We start from the raw sequence: 19,140 nt of genomic DNA, 5'->3' as shown, positions 1-19,140 counted from the left end.
TTCATTACAACGCTGGGGCACACAGGAGCGCGCGATGGCTCTCACCCTTGAAGGCCGCTGGTCCGATCTCGATACGGAGCGCTTCGGCGCCCGCGGTTCGGGCGTCCTCGCCCTCGTCCGGGCCGTCTGCACCCCCGCCAACCTGACCTTCGGCGCCGTTCTGGCCCTCGCCTGGCTGGCGCTGATCGGCTGGACCGGGGCCGGACCGGACGGCTGGCAGGCCCGGATCTGCGCCGACCTGCATCAGGGACCGCAATCCTGCGCCATCGCCAGCCTGGGCAAGGACCAGAGCCGCGTCGCGCCGGTCGCCGTCACCGCGCAGACCGGACAGTGACCGGCGCGGCGGACAGGTCCGCGGAGGCCCGCGGCGGCCCGTCCGCCCGGCGCGCGCATATCCTCGACGCCGCCGAGGCCTGTTTCGCGCGCAACGGCTTCCATCGCACCACCATGCAGGACCTCGCCCGCGAGGCCGCGATGAGTCCGGGCAACTTCTACCGCTACTTCGAATCCAAGGAGGCCCTGGTCCTCGGACTGGTGGAGCGCGAGCGCGAGCGCGGAACGCTCCTGGTCGCCGAGATGGACGGCAGCGGCAACCCGCGCGGGACGTTGCTGGGCATCATTGCCCGATACTTCGCGTCGATCACCCGCGAGGCCGCGACCCTGCGGGTGGAGATCTGGTCGGAATCGACCCGCAACCCGGATATTGCCGCCATGACGGCGCGAACCGAGGCCGAGAGCCGCGACTGGTTCGTGACGACCCTGTCCGAACTCGCCACCGCGCCCGACTGCGACCCGGCAGGGCTCTACGCGCTGCTGGCGCCGCTGATGAAGGGGATCGTCGTGGGCCGCGCCGCGCTACCCGATTACGACGTCGCCGCGGCGATCGCCCAGCTCCACGCGCTCCTCGACGCCGGGCTCGACGGCCGCCTGCCGTCCTCGGCGCCCCCGGATCGGCCCGCGGCCCGCTGATCCCGGCGCCGCGGCGCTTCTCCGGGCCGCACCGGCGACGAGCCCGCACGCCCGCCATCCGCGATCGCGCGCCGGTTCCGGCGCGCGGTGGGCCGGCCGGTCCGCGATCCCCCTCACGCGGGCCGGCTGGCCGTTCGGGGCAATGCTGCGCGCCAGCGCGGAGCCCGAGCCGTGAGTCGGGCCACTTCCGCCCCAGTCCCAGATGCGTCCGGTTGCATAACCTCGGCAAATCACACGCTAAAGTTGGCAACTTTGAATGATTTCAAAGTATTGCCCCTCAAAGCGTGTTTTCCGCGCCACATCCTGGCAGAGGACGCGCGCGCTACCCGCTTCTTTTCCGATCGGCATTGAGAGCTGGCGGTGTTTGCACTCTAGAAACAACGCACCGCGCGGATACGCCGCTCTTAAGAACGATTTTAAATCATGCTCGTTGCCCAGATCGACACCTTCGATCACATCAAATACTGCCGAACGCGCCTGAAATTCTGCAGCACCGGACTCGCAGCATCGCTCCTTCTTCTCGCGCCGACGGAGATCCGCGCGCAATCTGCGCCGGCGGCGGACGAGGTCATTCTCTCCGAACTCAGTGTTACGGGCACGGGCCCTGTCAGCGAGCGGGCCGACGGTCCCGTCGTCGGCTACCGGGCAACGCGCTCGGCGACCGCCACGCGCACCGACACGCCGGTGCGCGACTCGCCGCAATCGATCAACGTCGTGCCCCGTTCGGTGATCACCGACCAGCAGGACCTGCGGCTGACCGATGCCGTGACCAACGTCAGCAACGTGGTCCTCGGCAGCACGGTGCAGGGACGGTCGCAGAACTACCTGATCCGCGGCTTCTCCACCCAGGTCTTCGCCGTCGACGGCGTGCTGGTCGATCCGGCCATCAACTTCTACCCGGTGACGCGCGACCTCGTGGATGCCGAGCGCGTCGAAGTGATCAAGGGGCCGGCCTCCGTGCTGTTCGGCCGGGGCGATCCCGGCGGCGTCATCAACATCGTCACCCGCCGGCCGACATTCGAGCCCACGGCCGACGCGAGCGTCCAGGGCGGGAGCTTCGGCTTCCGGCGCTTCCAGGGTTCCGTGTCGAGCGCGCTGCCCGCCGTCGAGGGCCTCGCCGCGCGTCTCAGCTTCGCCGCCCAGGAGGATCCGACCTTCCGCAATTACGGTGGCGACACCAACCGGCGCGTCTTCGTGGCGCCGGCCTTCAGCTGGACGCCGAGTGCCGACACCCGGGTCTACGTGAACTCGGAATTCACCAACCAGCACACCCAGTACGACGAGGGGCTGGTGGCCTTCCGCGGCCGCGTCCCCCTCGACAACATCAGCCGGTTCTACGGCGAGCCGTCCTCGCGCTATTTCGGCGCATTCAACACGATCACCCTGCGGGCCGAGCACGACGTCAACGAGAACCTGACGCTCCGGCAGGTCATCGCCGGGCAATGGGGCACGTTCGACGTGTTCGCGGCCCGTGCCCTATCGGTCAACAATGCCGGCACGCTGCTGACCCGGCGGGAGGCCACGGTCAACTCGCGCTTCGCCGCGGTCGACAGCCAGACCGAGGCCGTGATGAAGTTCGACACCTTCGGCTTCGCCCATACGGCGCTTCTCGGGATCGAGTACTCGAACGGCTTCCGCCATGCCTTCTCCCAGCAGGGCAACCTCGCTCCGGTCAGCTTCCTGAACCCGATGTTCGGCGCGGCCTTCCAGCCGCTCCAGTTCCAGGCCGACCTGAAGCAGAAGCTGGAGGTGTTCGGGTTCTACGCCCAGGACCAGATCGTGCTGGCGCCGGGCTTGCAGCTCGTCGTCGGGGCACGGTTCGATCTCGGCAGCCAGTACTATTTCAATCGCCAGCCGGCCTCGCGGATCCAGCCGCCCGAGCAGAACCTGTTCGGCGCCTCGCCCCGGGTCGGGCTGATCTACCGGCCGTTCGAGCCGCTGACCTTCTACGCGAGCTACGCCACGTCGTTCCTGCCGCAGACCGCCAGCGTGCTGAACGTGGCGAGCCCCCCGCCCAGCACGGGCGAGCAGGTCGAAGCCGGCACCCGGGTCGATCTCACGCCCGGCCTGACCCTGAGCGCGGCCGCCTTCCAGATCGTCCGGGACAACGTCGCGGCCACCGACCCGCGCAATCCCACCTTCTCGGTCATCACCGGCCAGCAGCGGTCGCGGGGTGTCGAGGCCGATCTGGCCGGTGAGATCCTGCCCGGCTGGAACATCATCGGCAGCGTCGGCCTGATCGACGCCCGGATCACCAAGGACACGACCTTCGCGGTCGGCAACCGGCTCACCGGCGTGCCGGTGTTCAGCGGCAGCCTGTGGACGACCTACGATGTCCAGCAGGGCCCGCTCCGCGGGCTCGGGCTCGGCTTCGGCGTCACCCATGTCGGCCGACGCTACGGCGACCTCGACAACAGCTTCACCGTAGGTGCCTACAACCGGCTCGACGCGCTCGTGTACTACGATTTCGACGCCCACTGGCGCCTGTCGGTGAACATGCGCAACCTGACGAACGTGCGCTACATCGAGGCGCCGACCAACGCGACCAACAACACCCCCGGCGCGCCGTTCACAGTGCTGGCGACGATCACCGCCCGGCTCTGACGGGCGGGCCGCATCGCCCGAGCGGCGGACCCGTTGCCGCGCGTCATCGCAGTCCGGACGACACGTCGCCCGACGCGCGTCGACGGGGCGGGCTTCCGCGAATGAAGGCCCTGCCGGACGCCACCGTCAGGGGCTGGCCGTGCGGACGGCGCCCGCTGGCGCGGCCGCTTCGACGGCCCTCCGGCGGGCCCCGGCGCGGCGGCGCAGGACGTAGAGCGTCAGGCCGGTCGCCGCGAAACCCGGCATGGCCAAAGCCGCGAGGCAGAACAGCAGCGCGACGAGGTCGCCGAAGAAGCGGCCGCGATGCACCTCCAGGATGTTGTCCAGGAGACGCCGGCCCAGGGGCGCGTCGGCGGCGCGCTCGGAGGCCAGCAGGGCGCCCGTGGCGGGATCGTAGCGGGCCTCGTTGCGGGCGCTCGGCGCGTCGACGCCCTTCGGCAGCCAGCGGATGCGGATCGCCTTCGTGTCGGCGCCCGGCAGGGTCAGGACCGCCGTGCCGGCCGCGTCGCCGGTCCGCGCGCGGAAATCCGCCCAGGCACGGTCGACGGCCGCACCGCCGGCCGCGGCGTCGCCGGCGCCCTCGGCCCGCCGCCCGGCCGCCTTCCCGCCCCCCGGGGATGCGGGCTTCGCCGCCTCCGGCGCGCCCACGAGCAGCCGCGCGGCGCCGTCCTTGAACCACGGGTAGGACCACGTCAGGCCGCTGAGCGCGACGACCAGGTAGACCGGCAGGAGCCACGTCCCGATCACGGCGTGCAGCGACCACCAGCGCGGCCGGCCGGGCCGCGACAGGGCCGGCTTCAGCCAGATCCGCCAGCGATGGATCCGGGGCCAGCGCAGGTAGAGGCCGGTCGCCAGAAAGGCCAACAGCGCCAGGGTGCAGGCGCCCGTGATCGTGCGGCCCCAGCCCTTGGACCCGCCGGGGAGCAGCAGCCAGCGGTGCAGGTCCCGCACCGTGGTGAAGGCCTCCTCCAGCCGCACTGGGCCGAGCAGCGTGCCGTCGTAGGGGTCGGCGTAGGCGGCGGGCGGCCGCGCGCGGGTCTCGGGATCGCGGGCGAAGCGGACATGGACGCTCGCACGCGGGTCGTCCGACAGGGTCAGCACGTTGGCGACGCGGCCGCCCGCCTGCGCGTCGATCCGCGCCGCCAGGGTCGCGGGCGACAGCGCCGTCCGCGCGCCGGGCGTGACCTCCAGCCGGTCGCGGTTGGCGAAGGCGGTGACCGCCTCCTCGTAGCTCATCAGCGCCCCGGTCAGGCCCATCAGGGCGAGGACGAGACCGGCGGTGAGGCCCAGCGCCCAGTGCAGGCGGAAGAGCAGGGTCCGGAGGGAGGGAATCGGCAGCGTCATGGCAGTGCCGGCTGCCTAGCAGAGTCCGGCCACGCTGACGACGCGGCGGGACGCATGCCCCGCCCGTCTGTCCGGCCGTCCGCCGGTCTCAGGTGATCGGCGCGGGGTTGAACAGGGTCAGGTCGTTGAACAGCCCCCACTGGTCCGACCAGGGGCGCTTGCGCCCGCTCGCCACGTCGAGGATCAGGTGGAACAGCTCCCAGCCGACCTCCTCGATCGTGGCCGCGCCGGTGGCGATGCGGCCGGCATCGAGGTCGATCAGGTCGGACCAGCGCTCGGCCAGCTCCGTGCGGGTGGCGACCTTGATCACCGGCGCCTGGGCGAGACCGTAGGGCGTGCCGCGGCCGGTAGAGAACACCTGCAGGGTGATGCCCGAGGCGAGCTGCAGCGTGCCGCAGACGAAGTCGCTCGCCGGCGTCGCAGCGAAGATCAGGCCCTTCTCGCGGACGCGCTCGCCTGGCGCCAGGACCCCCGAGATCGCGCTCGTGCCGGACTTGGCGACCGAGCCCAGCGCCTTCTCGACGATGTTGTTGAGCCCGCCCTTCTTGTTGCCGGGCGAGGGGTTGGCGCGGCGGTCGGCCTCGCCCTTGGCGAGATAGGCGTCGTACCACGCCATCTCGCGGACCAGCGCCTCGGCGACCTCCGGGCTCCTGGCCCGGGGGGTGAGGAGGTGGATCGCGTCGCGCACCTCCGTCACCTCCGAGAACATCACGGTGGCGCCGCAGCGGACCAGCAGGTCGGCCGCGAAGCCGAGGGCCGGGTTGGCGGTGACGCCCGAGAAGGCGTCGCTGCCGCCGCATTGCAGGCCGACCACCAGCTCGGAGGCCGGGCAGGTCTCGCGGGTTCGACGGTTCAGCACCGCCAGGCGGGCCTCCGCCATCGCCAGGATGCTGTCGATCATGGCCGAGAAGCCGCGGTGGCGCTCGTCCTGCAGCCGCACCACCCCGTCGCCGGCGGCGCCGTTGTCGGGCAGGAGCCGCTCCGAGACGAGCTTCTCGCAGCCGAGGCCGACGACCATGACTTCGCCGCCGAAATTCGGGTTCTGCGCGAGGCTCTGGAGCGTCCGGATCGGCACCACCGCCTCGGGGGCGTTGATGGCGACGCCGCAGCCGTAGGCGTGGGTCAGGCCGACCACGTCGTCGACGTTGGGGTAGCGCGGCAGCAGTTCCTGCTTGATCCGCCGGATCGCCACGTCGAGGGTGCCGGCGACGCACTGCACGCTGATCGAGATCGCCAGGATGTTCTTGGTGCCGACCGACCCGTCCGGGTTGCGGTAGCCCTCGAAGGTGTAGCCCTCGAGCGGGGGCAGGGGGGCCGGCACGCGGGTCGCCATCTCCAGGGCGTCGAGGGCGGGGGCGACCGGCGTCGCGACGCGGGATTCCTCCACCCAGGCGCCCCGCGGGATCGCCTGCGTGGCGATGCCCACCACCTCGCCGTAGCGGCGGACCTCGCCGCCCTCCGGGATGCCGGTGAGGGCGACCTTGTGGCCCTGCGGCACGAACTCGACGAGCTCCAGCCCGTCCGGGAACACCGTGCCGGCCGGCAGCCCGAAGGCGTTGACCACGATCGCGACGTTGTCGCTGTCGCTCAGGCGGATCGTGCGCGGCACGTCTCCGACCGCTCCGACTCCCGCGGCGGCCGGGTGCGCGCGGGTCGGGGCTTCGATCTCAGCCTGCATCGGGTGCTCCTTCCGTGACGCGCCCGTCCGGGCTTCTGTCGGGCTCAGGCGGCGTCGCCGACCGCGTGGTTCGCCAGGGCCTCCAGAGCCTTCACCATGGCGGAGTGGTCCCAGCCCGCGCCGCCCTGGGCCACGCAGGCCGAGAACAGCTGCTGCGCCAGCGCCGTGGCGGGCAGGCTGAGGCCCAGCGTCCGGGCGTTGTCCAGGGCGAGGTTCAGGTCCTTCTGGTGCAGGCCGATGCGGAAGCCGGGGTCGAAGGTCCGCTCGATCATCCGCGCGCCGTGCAGCTCCAGGATCCGCGAGGTGGCGAGGCCGCCGGTGATCGCCTGCCGCACCTTGGCGGGGTCGGCGCCGGCCTTCGAGGCGAAGAGCAGCCCCTCGGCCACCGCCTCGATGGTCAGGGCGACGATGATCTGGTTGGCGACCTTGGCCACCTGACCGGACCCGACCGGGCCGACATGCGTGACCGTCTTGCCCATCGCGGCGAACAGGGGCTCGGCGCGCGCGAAGGTCTCGGCCTCGCCGCCGACCATGATCGAGAGCGCGGCGTTCTTGGCCCCGACCTCGCCGCCCGAGACCGGCGCGTCGAGATAGGCGCCGCCCCGCGCGGCGACCCGGACGGCGAAATCCTTGGTGGCGAGCGGCGCGATCGAGCTCATGTCGATCACGGTCTTGCCGGGCGACAGCCCCTCGGCGACGCCCCCGGGACCGAACAGGACCTGCTCGACGTCCGGGGTGTCGGGCAGCATCAGGATGATCGTGTCGGACCGCTTCGCGACCTCGGCGGCGGTGGCGCAGGCCGTCCCACCCGCCGCCAGCAGCGCGTCCGGGACGCTGCGCCGGCTCTTGAGGAACAGGCTGTGGCCCGCCGCGATCAGGTGACCCGCCATGGGCGCGCCCATGATGCCGAGGCCGATGAATCCGATGTTCATGGGTGCGATCCCGGTTGCGGAACTCAGGCGCGGAAGCGGGCGGCGAGCGCCTCGGAGCTGCGGGCGAGCAGCCCCATTTCGGAGCCCACCGCGGTGAAGCGGGTGCCGGCCGCGATGTAGCGGCGGGCGAGCTCCTCGCTCGGCGTGAGGATGCCGGCCTGCTTGCCGGCCCGGACGATCTGGGCGACCGCCGCCTCGATGGTGGACACCACCTCCGGGTGGCCCTGCTGGCCGACGTAGCCGAGGCTGGTGGAGAGGTCGCCGGGCCCGATGAAGACGCCGTCCACGCCCTCCACGGCGGCGATCGCGTCCAGATTGTCGAGGGCGCGCCGGGACTCGACCTGCACCGCCACGAAGATCTCGGCCTCGCAGCGGGTGTGGTAGTCCTTGATCCGGCCGAACCGGGCGGCGCGGGGCGCCTGCGAGAAGCCGCGGATGCCGCGGGGCGCGTAGCGCGTCGCCGCGACCACCCGGGCGGCCTGCGCGGCATCGTCGATGTTGGGGATCATCAGCGACTGCGCGCCGGCGTCGAGGATGCGCTTGATCGTGATCGGGTCGTCGCTCGGCACCCGCACCATCGGGTGCGTGTCGCCCTCCATCATCGCTTGGAGCTGGGCGTAGATGTCCCGGAGGTCGTTGGCCGAGTGCTCCATGTCGAGGAGCAGCCAGTCGAACCCGGCCCCGGCGACCACCTCGGTGGAGATGGGACTCGCGAGGCTGCACCACAGGCCGATCTGCTGGCGCCCCTCGGCGAGGGCCGCCTTGAAGCGGTTGGTGAGGCTGTCCATCACGATCCTCCCTGGGGGGCGTCGCGGCGTCTGCGCGCCGTCCGCCCCATCACGCGCAGCCATCCGCCGCGAGGTCAAAGCCAAACACTGGATCGATCGATGCGGATCGCGCATCGATCGGCCGCGCAGGCTCACGCGGGCGGCATCCCCGTCACGATCGAGACCAGCTGGGCGATGAGCGGATCGTCCGCGTTGCGCCGCCACGCGAGGAGCAGTTCCACCGGTCGCGGCGCCGGCAGGGCGAGGGGGCGGAACACCACGCCCTCGAAGCGCAGGCGCTCGGCGGCGGCCGGCACCAGGGCGATGCCGAGCGCCGCCCGGACCAGGGCCAGGATCGAGTGGATCTGCGTGAGCTGCTGGACCATCGGCGGCTGGATCTCGGCCTCCGCGATGAGGCCGAGGACGAGGTCGTGGAAGTAGCGCGCCTCGTTGGGCGCGTAGCCGATGAGCGGCTCGCGCCCGAGATCGACGGGGGTGAGCCCGTCGCGCAGGGCCAGGGGGTTCCCGGCCGGCAGGGCCACCACCAGGGGCTCGGCGAGCGCCCGGACGGCGATCAGGTCCGGATGCGTCACCGGCGGGCGCACCAGCGCGGCGTCGATCCGGCCGGCGAGGAGTTCCTCGATCTGGTCCTTGCTGACCATCTCGCGCAGCGCGAGCGTCACGTCCGGCAGCGCCCGCCGGAACGCGGTGACGAGGCGCGGCAGGAAGTCGTAGGCCGAGGCCGCCGTGAAGCCGAACTTGAGGACGCCCGCCCGCCCCGCCGCCACCTGCCGGGTGACGTGGGTCGCGGTTTCGGCGAGCCGCAGGATGCGCTGGGCCTCGGGCAGGAAGCTGCGGCCGGCGGCGGTCAGCCGGACGGTGCGGCTGGTACGCTCCAGGAGCTGCACGTCGAGGACGCGCTCCAGAACCTGGATCTGCCGCGACAGCGGCGGCTGCGTCATGTTCAGCCGGGCGGCCGCACGCCCGAAATGCAGCTCCTCCGCCACGGCGGCGAAGCACCGGAGCTGGCTGAAGTCGAACATGAAGGCCCCCTCTCCCGGACCGCGGCGCGGTCCGGGGAGCATAAAGCCTTCGCGGCGGTCACGTTCAGAGGGCCGCCCTCATCCAATTAGGTGAGGCGGCGGCCTTCGGGCCCCGCCGGCCTACGGGGTTACCTCGTGCCCGGCGTAGTCGATCCGGCCGTCCGGCCCCTTGGTCCACTCGTAGATGACGTAGTCGGGCCGGGTCAGGTCGCCCTTCCTGTCGTAGGCGATCGGCCCGACCACCGTGTCCACCGGCTTGCCCTGGTGCAGCCAATCCGCGAGCTTCTTGCCGTCGCTGGAGCCCGTCTCGGCCATCGCCTTCGCCAGGACCTGCACCGCCGCGTAGGCGTAGAGCGTGTAGGCCTCGGGATCGATGCCCCGGGCGTTGAACGCCGCCACCACGCCCCTGGCGTTCGGGTTCTTGCGGGCATCCGGCGCGAAGGTCATCAGGGTCCCCGCCGCGCCTGGGCCGGCGATCTGGACGAACTCCTTGTCGGGGATGGCGTCGCCGCTCATCATGCGGGCAGTCAGACCCTGGTCGCGCATCTGCCGGATGATCAGCCCGGCCTCGGTGTGCACGCCGCCGAAATAGACGACGTCGACGTTGGCGGACTTCATCTTGGAGACGAGGGCCGCGTAGTCCTTCTCGCCCGGGTTGATGCCCTCGTACAGCACGTCCTTGCCGCCTTTGGCCCTGAACGCCTTCAGGGTCTCGTCGGCCAGCCCCTTGCCGTAGGGCGTCTTGTCGTGGACGAAGGCGATCTTCTTGCCCGGGAAGTGCGCGGCCAGGTAGCTGCCCGCCACCGCGCCCTGCTGGTCGTCGCGGCTGCAGGTGCGGAACGTGTTCCACATCCCGCGCTCGGTGAACTTCACGCTCGTGGAGGCCGGCGTGACCTGGATGATGCCGGCGTCGAGGTAGACGTCGGAGGCCGGGATCGTGACGCCGGAATTGTAGTCGCCGACGACCATCTTCACGCCGTCGCTGGCGAACTTGTTGGCCACCGAGACGCCCTGCTTGGGGTCGGAAGCGTCGTCGCCGACCGTGACGGTCAGCGTCGTGCCCTTCAGCGTGCCGGCCTTGTTGAGGTCCTCGACCGCCTGGCTCACGCCGTTCCGGATCTGGGCGCCGAAGGCCGCGTTCGGCCCGGTCATGGGCGCGGCGACACCGATCTTCACCGGCGCGCCGCCCGCCTGACCTTGCGCCGCGGTCATGAACAGCAGCCCGGCCAAGCCGGCCATCAGTAATTGCGTCATCTTTCCCCCAAGATGTGGCCGGTCAGATCGCCGACGATCGCTGCATTCGGGCAGACAAAAGCGGATCGCCGCGCGTCGCGTCGCAGATCACGAGGCGTGATCCTGTCGCTCACCTTCACCAGGGTCAAGGTTTCCGGGACGGCCCCGGATGTTCACCGGCGTGAGCGCGCCGCTCGGCCGGCGGCTCCGCGAGGACCCGCCAGGCCGGGATGGCGTCAATGATGCATCGGGCCGGCGCATCCGCAGCAACCCGCCGTGACCGATGGCCGCCTCCTGTCCCCGCCGCGCCCCCAGCCCCAGCCGACCGAGCCCGCTTCCGGGACGCGGCTGATGGGGCCGCGCGGGAACGAGGAGCGTGACGAATTCCGGGACGCGTCGGTGGACTGGGCCGAGCGCCGCCGGATCGCCGAGCAGGGCCGGGGCGACCGGGCGTGGTCGCTCTGGGGCCCCTATCTCAGCGAGCGGCAATGGGGGACCGTGCGGGAGGATTACAGCCCCTGCGGCAACGCCTGGGCCGCCCTGACGCACGAGGACGCCCGCTCGCGCGCCTATCGGTGGGGCGAGGACGGGCTCGCGGGGATCTGCGACGAGCGCGGCGGCCTCTGCCTGGCCCTCGCCCTCTGGAACGGGCGCGACCGCATCCTCAAGGAGCGGCTGTTCGGCCTGACCAACCAGGAGGGCAACCACGGCGAGGACGTGAAGGAGGTCTACCACTACCTCGACGCGGTCCCGAGCCACGCCTACCTGAAGATGCTGTACCGCTATCCGCAGGCGGCCTTTCCCTACGCGGACCTCGTCGACGAGAACATGCGGCGCGGGCGGGAGCAGCCCGAGTACGAGATCGAGGAGACGGGCCTCTTCGACGGGGACCGGTTCTTCGACGTTACGGTGGAGTACGCCAAGGCCGACGCCGACGACGTCCACGCGGTAATCACCGCGCTGAACCGGGGGCCCGAGGCCGCCGACCTCCACCTCGTCCCGCAGCTCTGGTTCCGCAACACGTGGTCCTGGGAGGCCGGCCAGGCCGGGCAGGCGCGTCCGCGGATCGCCCGTGCGCCCGACGGGGGCGTGGTCTGCACCCACGAACGGCTCGGGCCGTACCGGTTCGCCTTCGACGGGGCGCCGGACCTGCTGTTCTGCGAGAACGACACCAACCTGCGGCTGCACGGCCGGCAGCCGGACGCCGCCGGGCCGTTCAAGGACGGGCTCCACGCGGCGATCGTCGACGGCGATCCCGCTTCGGTGCGCCGGGACGCGGGCACCAAGCTCGGCCTGCACTACGCACTGCGGCTGGGGCCCGGGGAGACCGCCCGGATCCGCCTGCGGCTGTCGGCGGGCCTGCGTGCCCGGGCCGTCGACGACGGATCCCTGGTGCGGCGCCGGGTGGCCGAGGCGGACGCGTTCTACGAGGAATTGCAGGACGGCATCGCGAGCCCGGATTCCCGCGCCATCTTCCGCCAGGCCGCCGCCGGCCTGATCTGGTCGAAGCAGCTCTACCGCTATGACGTGCGGCGCTGGCTGGAGGGCGACCCGCTCCAGCCAGCGCCCCCACGGGCGCGCGCGGGCGGCCGCAACGGCCAGTGGCGCCACTTCGCGGCGGCCGACGTGCTGTCGATGCCCGACACCTGGGAATATCCCTGGTTCGCCGCCTGGGACCTCGCCTTCCACTGCCTGCCGCTGGCCCTGCTGGACCCGGACTTCGCCAAGAAGCAGCTCCTGCTGCTCACCCGCGAATGGTACATGCACCCGAACGGCCAGCTCCCGGCCTACGAGTGGGAGTTCGGCGACGCCAACCCGCCGGTCCATGCCTGGGCCACCTACCGGGTGTTCGAGATCGACCGGGACCGGCGGGGCGGCCGCGGCGACCTCGCCTTCCTGGAAGGGGTGTTCCACAAGCTCCTGATCAACTTTTCCTGGTGGGTGAACCGCAAGGACGCGCAGGGGCGCAACGTCTTCCAGGGAGGCTTCCTGGGGCTCGACAATGTCGGCGTGTTCGACCGCTCGCGCCCGCCGCCGGGCTTCGGGGTGGTGCACCAGGCCGACGGCACCGCCTGGATGGCGATGTACGCGCTCAACATGATGCGCATCGCCCTGGAGCTCGCCCTCCACAACGACGTCTACGAGAGCACCGCCTCCAAGTTCTTCGAGCACTTCCTGCTCATCGCCGAGGCCATGACCGACATGGGCGGGTCAGGCGGGGACGGGCAGGGCTTCGGCCTCTGGGACGAGATCGACGAATTCTACTACGACGAGGTCGACATCCCCGGCGGCGGGATGCTGCCGCTGCGGGTCCGCTCCATGGTCGGTCTGGTCCCGCTCTTCGCCGTCGAGGTGATCGAGCCCTCCGTGCTCCAGCGGCTGCCGGACTTCGCCCGGCGCCTGAACTGGGTGCTGGAGAACCGGCCACACCTCGCCCGGCTGGTCTCCCGCTGGACCGAGGGCGGCGTGAAGGACCGCAAGCTGCTGTCGCTGCTGCGCGGCCACCGGATGAAGGCGCTGCTGCGCCGCATGCTCGACGAGGCTGAGTTCCTCTCGCCCTACGGCGTGCGCTCCCTGTCGAAGGTGCACCGCGGCGCGCCCTACGTGCTCAACGAGCTCGGCGCCTGCTTCACGGTCCGGTACGACCCGGCTGATTCCACCTCGAACATGTTCGGCGGCAACTCGAACTGGCGCGGCCCGGTGTGGATGCCAATGAACTACCTCATCGTCGAGGCGCTGCGGCGCTTCCACACCTATTACGGCGACGACTTCCGGGTGGAGTACCCGACGGGCTCGGGCACGATGCTGACACTCAGCGCCATCGCGGATGCCCTCGAGGACCGTCTGATCGCCCTGTTCGCTAAGGACGAGACCGGCCGCCGGCCGACATTCGGAACCCGACCGCCGATCGCCCCGGCGCCGGGCGCCGAGGAGCCGCTGCTGTTCCACGAGTTCTTCGACGGCGATACCGGCCGGGGGCTCGGCGCCGCGCACCAGACCGGCTGGACGGCCCTCATCATCAACCTGCTGCGCGACCGCGCGCGCGCGCGATAGGCGCGCCCGGCCGGGAACCGGCCGATCCGGTCAGCAGCTCAGCCGCCGCCCCTCGCGGCGCCCGAACACTTTGTAGTGGGCGGCGCCCGATTCCATCTGGCCGTTGGCCACGGCGCGGCGGACATCCGGGTTGCAACGCAGGTACTCCCGCTCGTCGAACCCGTAATTGGCGCGCCCTCGATAGTCGTCCCGATCGCGGTAGCCGCGGTCGCGGTACTCGTAGTCGCCACGATCACGGTACCCGCGTCCGCCGTAATCATCGTAATCGGGGCGCGGCTGCGCGGAGACCGGGCCGACCACGCTCAGGATCCCGAGGCTCACCGCGGCCGCTGCCAGAATCGCCTTCATTGTACCAATCCTCCCATTCGGTGGCTTGAAACGCATTGAGGCGCGGATGGTTCGATCGCCTCGGGCGTGGCAGCGCGCACCGCGGATATCCGAGATCCAAACCGGGGCCATGGCCGCTCCGACACCCGCGTGGCACGCATCGGGTCCGGCCTTCGCCAGTCCCGATACGGATCACCCTCACATGCGGCGCATCATCTCGCGGCGCATCATCCGGTGGCGCATCTCCCGATGCATCATGTGCCGCTCCATCCGATGGCGCATCATCCGGCGTTCCATGCGACGCCGCATCATGTGGCGCTCCATCGGGTCCATCTGGACGGTCGAAACCATGTCGGCGGGCGCCGACACGCCGGTGCCGGGGCCGATCGGCGCGGCGGAAGCCGGCATCGCGACAGCGCCGCCGAGGATCGCCAGCAGGGCGGCGGTGATGATCGTTGAACGCACAGGAGGTTTCCTCTCTTCGCTGCCCGGGGAGAAGGGCAGGCGCTTCCCACGGGCTCGCGGCCGGATCAGGTCCACCCGAAGCCCGCCCAGGAAGGCACGGGCTGCCCGGATGGTTCCCGGATCGCGCGTCGCGTCGTTCGCGCCGCCGGGCAAGCGGTGTCGCCGGACCGGGCTTTCTGTGGACGAGGCCGGAGACAGACGCGCCGGGCGCAGATGATGCAAGAATGCATCACCGGCCATGAAATCCACGACATTCCGATCGGCGCACAACGGGTTTTCAAAGCAATCGTCCCGGCAGGATTTGTGTTTCCATTGGCTTGACGAACGCTCATGCCAATCGTGTTTTTCTTTATCAGAAGATGAAATCTGATATCTGTATTATCTATCACCGCAATACAAAATTAAGCCACCAAGAATCGCGATTCCAGAATCAGATTGTGATGCGTTATCCCAATCGATGCACCGGAATGAGTCGCGCTGGATCGTAGAACAACATCAAATCATCCTCCGAGAATCGTCGAAACGTTGGAGAAGATGACTATTGATATTGATATTTCGTGCGACTGGGGGTCTATGCATCGAATCTCGGGCTCTGGACTGATTCTCATTCTCCTATCGCAGACGGCGATGGCGGCGGACCTTCCGCGTAGGCCCCTTCCGGCGCCCCCGGTCGTGCCGCCGGTCTTTTCCTGGACCGGCGCACATGCCGGCCTGTTCGCGGGGTACGGCGCCCTGGATCGCGCCACGCAGTTCGTCTGCACGGGTCCGGGCGGACAGCCCGGCGCCCGGTACTGCCCGGTCATTCCCGCGAAGCGGGCCTCGGACGGCAGCTTCATCGGCGGCGGCGAGGTCGGCTACGACTGGCAATTGGATTCCGGGTTCGTCGCCGGCGCAGCCGCGGATTACCAGGTCACCCGGCTGTGGGGCTACGATCGCCAGGCGGGCACCGTTCCGGCCGCAAGCGGCGGCTTCTATCGCCGCAGCGTCGCCCATTCCGGCCAGAGGCTGGACCACCTCGCCACGATCCGCGGCAGGGTCGGCTTCGCCGTCGACCGCACCCTCGTCTACGCCACGGGCGGGCTGGCTGCGGGCAACGTCCGGACCGACAACAATCTGTCGCTGGCCGGCTTCCCGCTGTTCGACGGCCGTCGCGGAGAGGCGCGCCTCGGCTACGTGGCCGGCGCCGGCATCGAGCATGCCTTCAGCGAGCACCTCTCCGCCGAGGTCGAGGGTCTCTACTACGATCTCGGGTCCCGGGCGGTTCTCCCGGCCCCGTCCTATCCGCTGCTGACCGGCTATCACGCTGGCACGCGGATCGCGACGGACGGCTTCCTGACCCGCGTCGGCCTCAACTATCGGTTCGGAGCCGGTCTGCCCAGCCTGCCGCCGGTGGCATCGGCCGGCCCGGCCACCTGGGATTTCGAGGGCGGCCTGCGCTACGTCTTCTGTTCCGGGCGCGCGCGCGAGAAGCTCGGCGATCCCGATGCGCCCGGGCAGCTCAATTCCCGCCTGACCTACAACAACAGCCAGGCCCATGCCGGCGAGAGCTTCGCCCGGCTCGAGCACAACCCGACCGGCCTGTTCGCCAAGGGATTCCTGGGAACGGGCGGCGTCACGGGCGGACGCCTCGCCGACGAGGACTTCCCGCCCGCCCTGCGCCGCTATTCCAAGACGCTGTCGCCGATCAAGGACGGCGACATCAGCAACGGCGCGATCGATGTCGGCTACGACGTGCTGCGTCGGGATGGGTTCAAGCTCGGGGGCTTCCTCGGCTACCAGTACGCCTCCGAGCTGTATAACGGGTTCGGCTGCCGTCAGGTGGCGGGTGGGGCGCCCTGCGCCCGACCGTACCCGACCAGCATGAAGACGCTCGGCGAGAACATGCAGTGGAACGCGCTGCGCGTCGGCGTGATCGGCGAGGCGCGGTTCGACCGGGTCCGGCTGAGCCTGGAGGGCGCCTATCTCCCGGTCGTGAGCTTGAGCGGCGTCGACAGGCATTGGCTGCGGCCCGACATCAAACCGGGACCGGAAGGGGGTCTCGGCGACGGCTACTTCCTGGAGGGGATCATCGCGTATGATCTCACGCCATCCGTCAGCGTCGGTGTCGGCGGCCGCTACTGGCAGCTTCAGGCCGACAAGGCGCATACGACGGCCTTCCCGTTCTCGCCGCCCAGCCCGATGAAGTTCGAGACCGGCCGCTACGGCGGTTTCGCACAGCTCTCTTACCGCCTGGCCGATTTCGGCTTCGGCGAAGCGGCGACCCCGGAGGCCCTGATCCGAAAGGATTGATCCCGCATCCGGCGCACGCCCGAGAGAGGCCGCTCCGTCGTGGCGGGCGATGGGCCGGACCGCGCCGAACCGGCGGACCGTGCCGACACGGCAGTCCCGGCACCGCGATGCGGGCCCTTGTCCCGCCCGCCATGCGAAGCCGTCGCGCCGATGCCGCGGGCCCGTTCAGCGCAGCCGCGAGCCTTAAGGGCCGGCCGCGGCCAAGCCGTCAGCATCGAGGCTCTCAGCATCTACGACTGACCCCGCCCGGACGGGCGATCCGGCATGATGCGGCGAGCCCCGGCCCGATCCGCACGGGACAGGCGCGGAGCGGCCGGAATGCAGTCCCGCATTACCCCGCCGCGCGCTTCCCGCCTCGCGGCCGGGCCGGGTTCCCGACGACGGTCGCGCCGGGCGGGACGTCGCGCGTCACCACGCTGCCCGCCCCGATGATCGCGTCGTCGCCGATCGTCACCCCGGGAAGGATGATGGCGCCGCTGCCGATCCAGACATTGGCGCCGATCACCACCGGACGGCCGAATTCCAGCATCTGCCGGCGCCGAGCCGGGTCGCGCGGATGGTCGGGCGTCAGGATCTGCACGGCCGTGCCGATCTGGGTCATGTCGCCGATGGTGACCGGCACCACGTCGAGGATCGAGCACCCGAAGTTCAGGAACACGCCGCGTCCCAGGCTGATGTTGTAGCCGTAGTCGCAGTGGAAGGGCGGTCGGATGTTGCAGCCGTCGCCGACGCGGGCGAAGACCTCCGCCAGCAGAGCCTGACGCTCGGGCTGGCTCCGCGTATGCGTGGCGTTATAGCGGTCCATCCATTCCGAGATGCGCCGGTTGTCGGCGGCCAGTTCCGGGTCGTCGGCGCAGTACAATTCGCCGGCCAGCATCTTCTGCTTCTGGGTCTTCATGATCCCTGTCTTCATGGCGAGGGTTCCCCTCCGGCCTCGTCGGCCCGCGCCGGGACGGCGATCCCGCGCAGGCCGCCAGGACCGGCACCGCGCGACCTAGCTATGCGTACATATGTACATATCAAGGCCGCGGGCGTCACGGCTCGGCTGCCGTGATCCCGGATTCGAGGAGATTCCCTTGCCCGCCGCCCAGCGCCGTTTCGACCCGGATCGCCGGGCGCGCATCATCCAGGCGACGCTCGACGTCATCGCCGAGCACGGCGTCGCCGGCACGACCCACCGCCGGGTCGCGGCGGCGGCCGACGTGCCGCTCGGCTCCATGACCTACCATTTCGACAGCCTGGACGCGCTGCTGACGGAGGCGTTCACCGGGCTGGCCGACACGGTCTCGGCGCGGTTCGCCGACCGCCTCGCCGCGGCCGCGACCTTCGACGAGGCCTGCGAGGCGGTGGTCGACCTCGTCGTGAGCGACGCCTGGGCGAGCCCGCGCACGATGCTGCTGAGCTACGAACTCTACGCCTTCGCGGCTCGAAACCCGCCGCTGCGCCGGGTCATGCAGGATTGGATGGCCAAGAGCCGGGCCGCCCTGGAGCGGCACTTCGCGCCGGAGACGGCCAAGGCCCTCGACGCGATGATCGAAGGCTTGACGATCCACCGCTCGGTCGACCCGCAGCCGGCGGATCGGGCGCAGGTGCGGGCGATCGTCGAACGGCTGGTGCGCTGAGGGGTCGGACCCCGGATCGGCGCCGACGGCATCGGCGAGGCCGGTGACAGCGCGGTTCCGGCCGGGACGACCGTGCGGCCCAGCCCCTGAACCCGACCGTCGCGATGATCAGTCAGTCCCGCCGGGCGGGAAGGGCTTCGTCTCCGACAGCTGGCCGAAATCCGGCCGTCATTGCCCCTGGGCAGGACCGCCTCCGTGAGGGGACGCGCCCCGGGGCGGGATCATCGAACCGGGATCTAAGCGGACGACACCGCCGATCGCTGCGCCCGCTCTCCAGTTGCGCGGCCGGAGAGGCCGGTGCCGCGTGCGGGACCGCCCCAGGAACCGGAACCCGGGTTTTGCACGCCGAAATTTTCTTCTCCCGCGCCCGCGAAGGCCAGGGGCAAAGATCCAGTCCCGCGCGGCGCCGGCGCGGCCGGGATCCGGGGCCGCAGGCCGTGCCCTGTCCTGGCGGATCGACGCAGCTGGATTCGCGGCTCCGCTTCGTGGCTCCGGTCCGACGAGGACAGGCACCTCCGCTCCCGGCGTACCAGAGAACAGGACCCGGGATTTCGTGCCTTGGGACGATGAAACTCCCAACGCCGCCACCCCGCCTGAATCCGCGGGCGGCGGTCTCCGACCCGGATCCCGTCACCGCCCCAGGCCGCGCGGCGAATGTCCCGGGCGTGACTCGGACGGCGCCCGGGCCGCGGGCCAAGGGGTGTCGCGCGGCGCGATCACGGCCCGAGCCCTTGCCTTCGCAGCCACGCTTGGCCGACCCTGAACCTGGCCGGCCGAGTCGCATCCGCGTCGAACCGGCCGGAGAGGGGGACA

15 protein-coding genes are annotated in these 19,140 nt (G+C 70.7%); 6 read left to right on the top strand and 9 right to left on the bottom strand.

The genetic code is table 11. The features are described 5' to 3' along the window. Window positions 1–34: 34 nt before the first annotated feature. The 3 genes from CIW48_RS23890 to CIW48_RS23880 all read left to right on the top strand — a co-directional run bounded on the left by CIW48_RS23890 (window position 35) and on the right by CIW48_RS23880 (window position 3,573). On the top strand, window positions 35–334 hold the full coding sequence (locus CIW48_RS23890) for a hypothetical protein (RefSeq protein WP_149312974.1): 300 nt from the start codon (window positions 35–37) through the stop codon (window positions 332–334). Continuing rightward, a complete protein-coding gene (locus tag CIW48_RS23885) occupies window positions 331–969 on the top strand; it encodes a TetR/AcrR family transcriptional regulator (RefSeq protein ID WP_149312973.1) in 639 nt (212 codons plus the stop codon). Before CIW48_RS23890 ends, CIW48_RS23885 begins: the two co-directional genes overlap by 4 nt. Window positions 970–1,392: 423 nt before the next feature. Beyond that, window positions 1,393–3,573, top strand: a complete 2,181-nt coding sequence (locus CIW48_RS23880) for a TonB-dependent siderophore receptor (RefSeq protein WP_149312972.1) — start codon at window positions 1,393–1,395, stop codon at window positions 3,571–3,573. A 126-nt stretch (window positions 3,574–3,699) separates the two neighbouring features. On the opposite strand, the gene CIW48_RS23875 is transcribed toward CIW48_RS23880, so the two are convergent. From CIW48_RS23875 to CIW48_RS23850, 6 genes are all read right to left on the bottom strand, one after another. Continuing rightward, window positions 3,700–4,917 (bottom strand): PepSY-associated TM helix domain-containing protein, encoded by a 1,218-nt coding sequence (locus tag CIW48_RS23875; RefSeq protein WP_149312971.1) that lies wholly within the window; start codon window positions 4,915–4,917, stop codon window positions 3,700–3,702. 88 nt (window positions 4,918–5,005) lie between these two features. Further along, window positions 5,006–6,595, bottom strand: coding sequence for a galactarate dehydratase (gene garD / locus CIW48_RS23870; RefSeq protein ID WP_149312970.1), 1,590 nt, complete (start codon window positions 6,593–6,595; stop codon window positions 5,006–5,008). A 44-nt stretch (window positions 6,596–6,639) separates the two neighbouring features. Continuing rightward, the gene (locus tag CIW48_RS23865) at window positions 6,640–7,527 is read right to left on the bottom strand and encodes a 2-hydroxy-3-oxopropionate reductase (protein WP_149312969.1); all 888 of its coding nucleotides are present in this window, start codon (window positions 7,525–7,527) and stop codon (window positions 6,640–6,642) included. Window positions 7,528–7,550: 23 nt separating this feature from the next. Beyond that, the gene (locus CIW48_RS23860) at window positions 7,551–8,315 is read right to left on the bottom strand and encodes an HpcH/HpaI aldolase/citrate lyase family protein (protein ID WP_149312968.1); all 765 of its coding nucleotides are present in this window, start codon (window positions 8,313–8,315) and stop codon (window positions 7,551–7,553) included. A gap of 131 nt (window positions 8,316–8,446) precedes the next feature. Beyond that, window positions 8,447–9,337, bottom strand: coding sequence for a LysR family transcriptional regulator (locus CIW48_RS23855; RefSeq protein ID WP_149312967.1), 891 nt, complete (start codon window positions 9,335–9,337; stop codon window positions 8,447–8,449). A 120-nt stretch (window positions 9,338–9,457) separates the two neighbouring features. Next, window positions 9,458–10,591, bottom strand: coding sequence for a branched-chain amino acid ABC transporter substrate-binding protein (locus tag CIW48_RS23850; protein ID WP_149312966.1), 1,134 nt, complete (start codon window positions 10,589–10,591; stop codon window positions 9,458–9,460). Window positions 10,592–10,921: 330 nt separating this feature from the next. On the opposite strand from CIW48_RS23850, the gene CIW48_RS23845 reads away from it, so the two are divergent. Next, entirely contained in the window at window positions 10,922–13,624 is a 2,703-nt protein-coding gene (locus CIW48_RS23845) for a glucosidase (RefSeq protein WP_149312965.1), read from the top strand. 30 nt (window positions 13,625–13,654) lie between these two features. Here the strand turns inward: CIW48_RS23845 and CIW48_RS23840 are convergent, their stop codons facing one another. Next, on the bottom strand, window positions 13,655–13,972 hold the full coding sequence (locus CIW48_RS23840; RefSeq protein ID WP_091776167.1) for a hypothetical protein: 318 nt from the start codon (window positions 13,970–13,972) through the stop codon (window positions 13,655–13,657). Window positions 13,973–14,149: 177 nt separating this feature from the next. Continuing rightward, window positions 14,150–14,665, bottom strand: coding sequence for a hypothetical protein (locus CIW48_RS34230; protein WP_246695399.1), 516 nt, complete (start codon window positions 14,663–14,665; stop codon window positions 14,150–14,152). A gap of 378 nt (window positions 14,666–15,043) precedes the next feature. Here CIW48_RS34230 and CIW48_RS23830 point away from each other — a divergent pair, with 378 nt between their 5' ends. Continuing rightward, window positions 15,044–16,705, top strand: a complete 1,662-nt coding sequence (locus CIW48_RS23830) for an outer membrane beta-barrel protein (protein ID WP_246695398.1) — start codon at window positions 15,044–15,046, stop codon at window positions 16,703–16,705. A 331-nt stretch (window positions 16,706–17,036) separates the two neighbouring features. Here the strand turns inward: CIW48_RS23830 and CIW48_RS23825 are convergent, their stop codons facing one another. After that, window positions 17,037–17,618, bottom strand: a complete 582-nt coding sequence (locus CIW48_RS23825) for a sugar O-acetyltransferase (RefSeq protein WP_281407384.1) — start codon at window positions 17,616–17,618, stop codon at window positions 17,037–17,039. A 163-nt stretch (window positions 17,619–17,781) separates the two neighbouring features. Between CIW48_RS23825 and CIW48_RS23820 the strand changes: the two genes are divergently transcribed. Next, window positions 17,782–18,327 carry a TetR family transcriptional regulator gene (locus CIW48_RS23820; RefSeq protein ID WP_149312963.1) on the top strand — a complete coding sequence of 182 codons (546 nt, stop codon included), beginning with the start codon at window positions 17,782–17,784 and terminating at the stop codon, window positions 18,325–18,327. Window positions 18,328–19,140 lie beyond the last annotated feature (813 nt).

Origin of the sequence: Methylobacterium sp. P1-11, assembly GCF_008329595.1 — a bacterium.
Lineage (GTDB): Bacteria > Pseudomonadota > Alphaproteobacteria > Rhizobiales > Beijerinckiaceae > Methylobacterium.
Note: the sequence above shows the minus strand (reverse complement) of the source record. Positions and strands in the feature narration are given on the sequence as shown.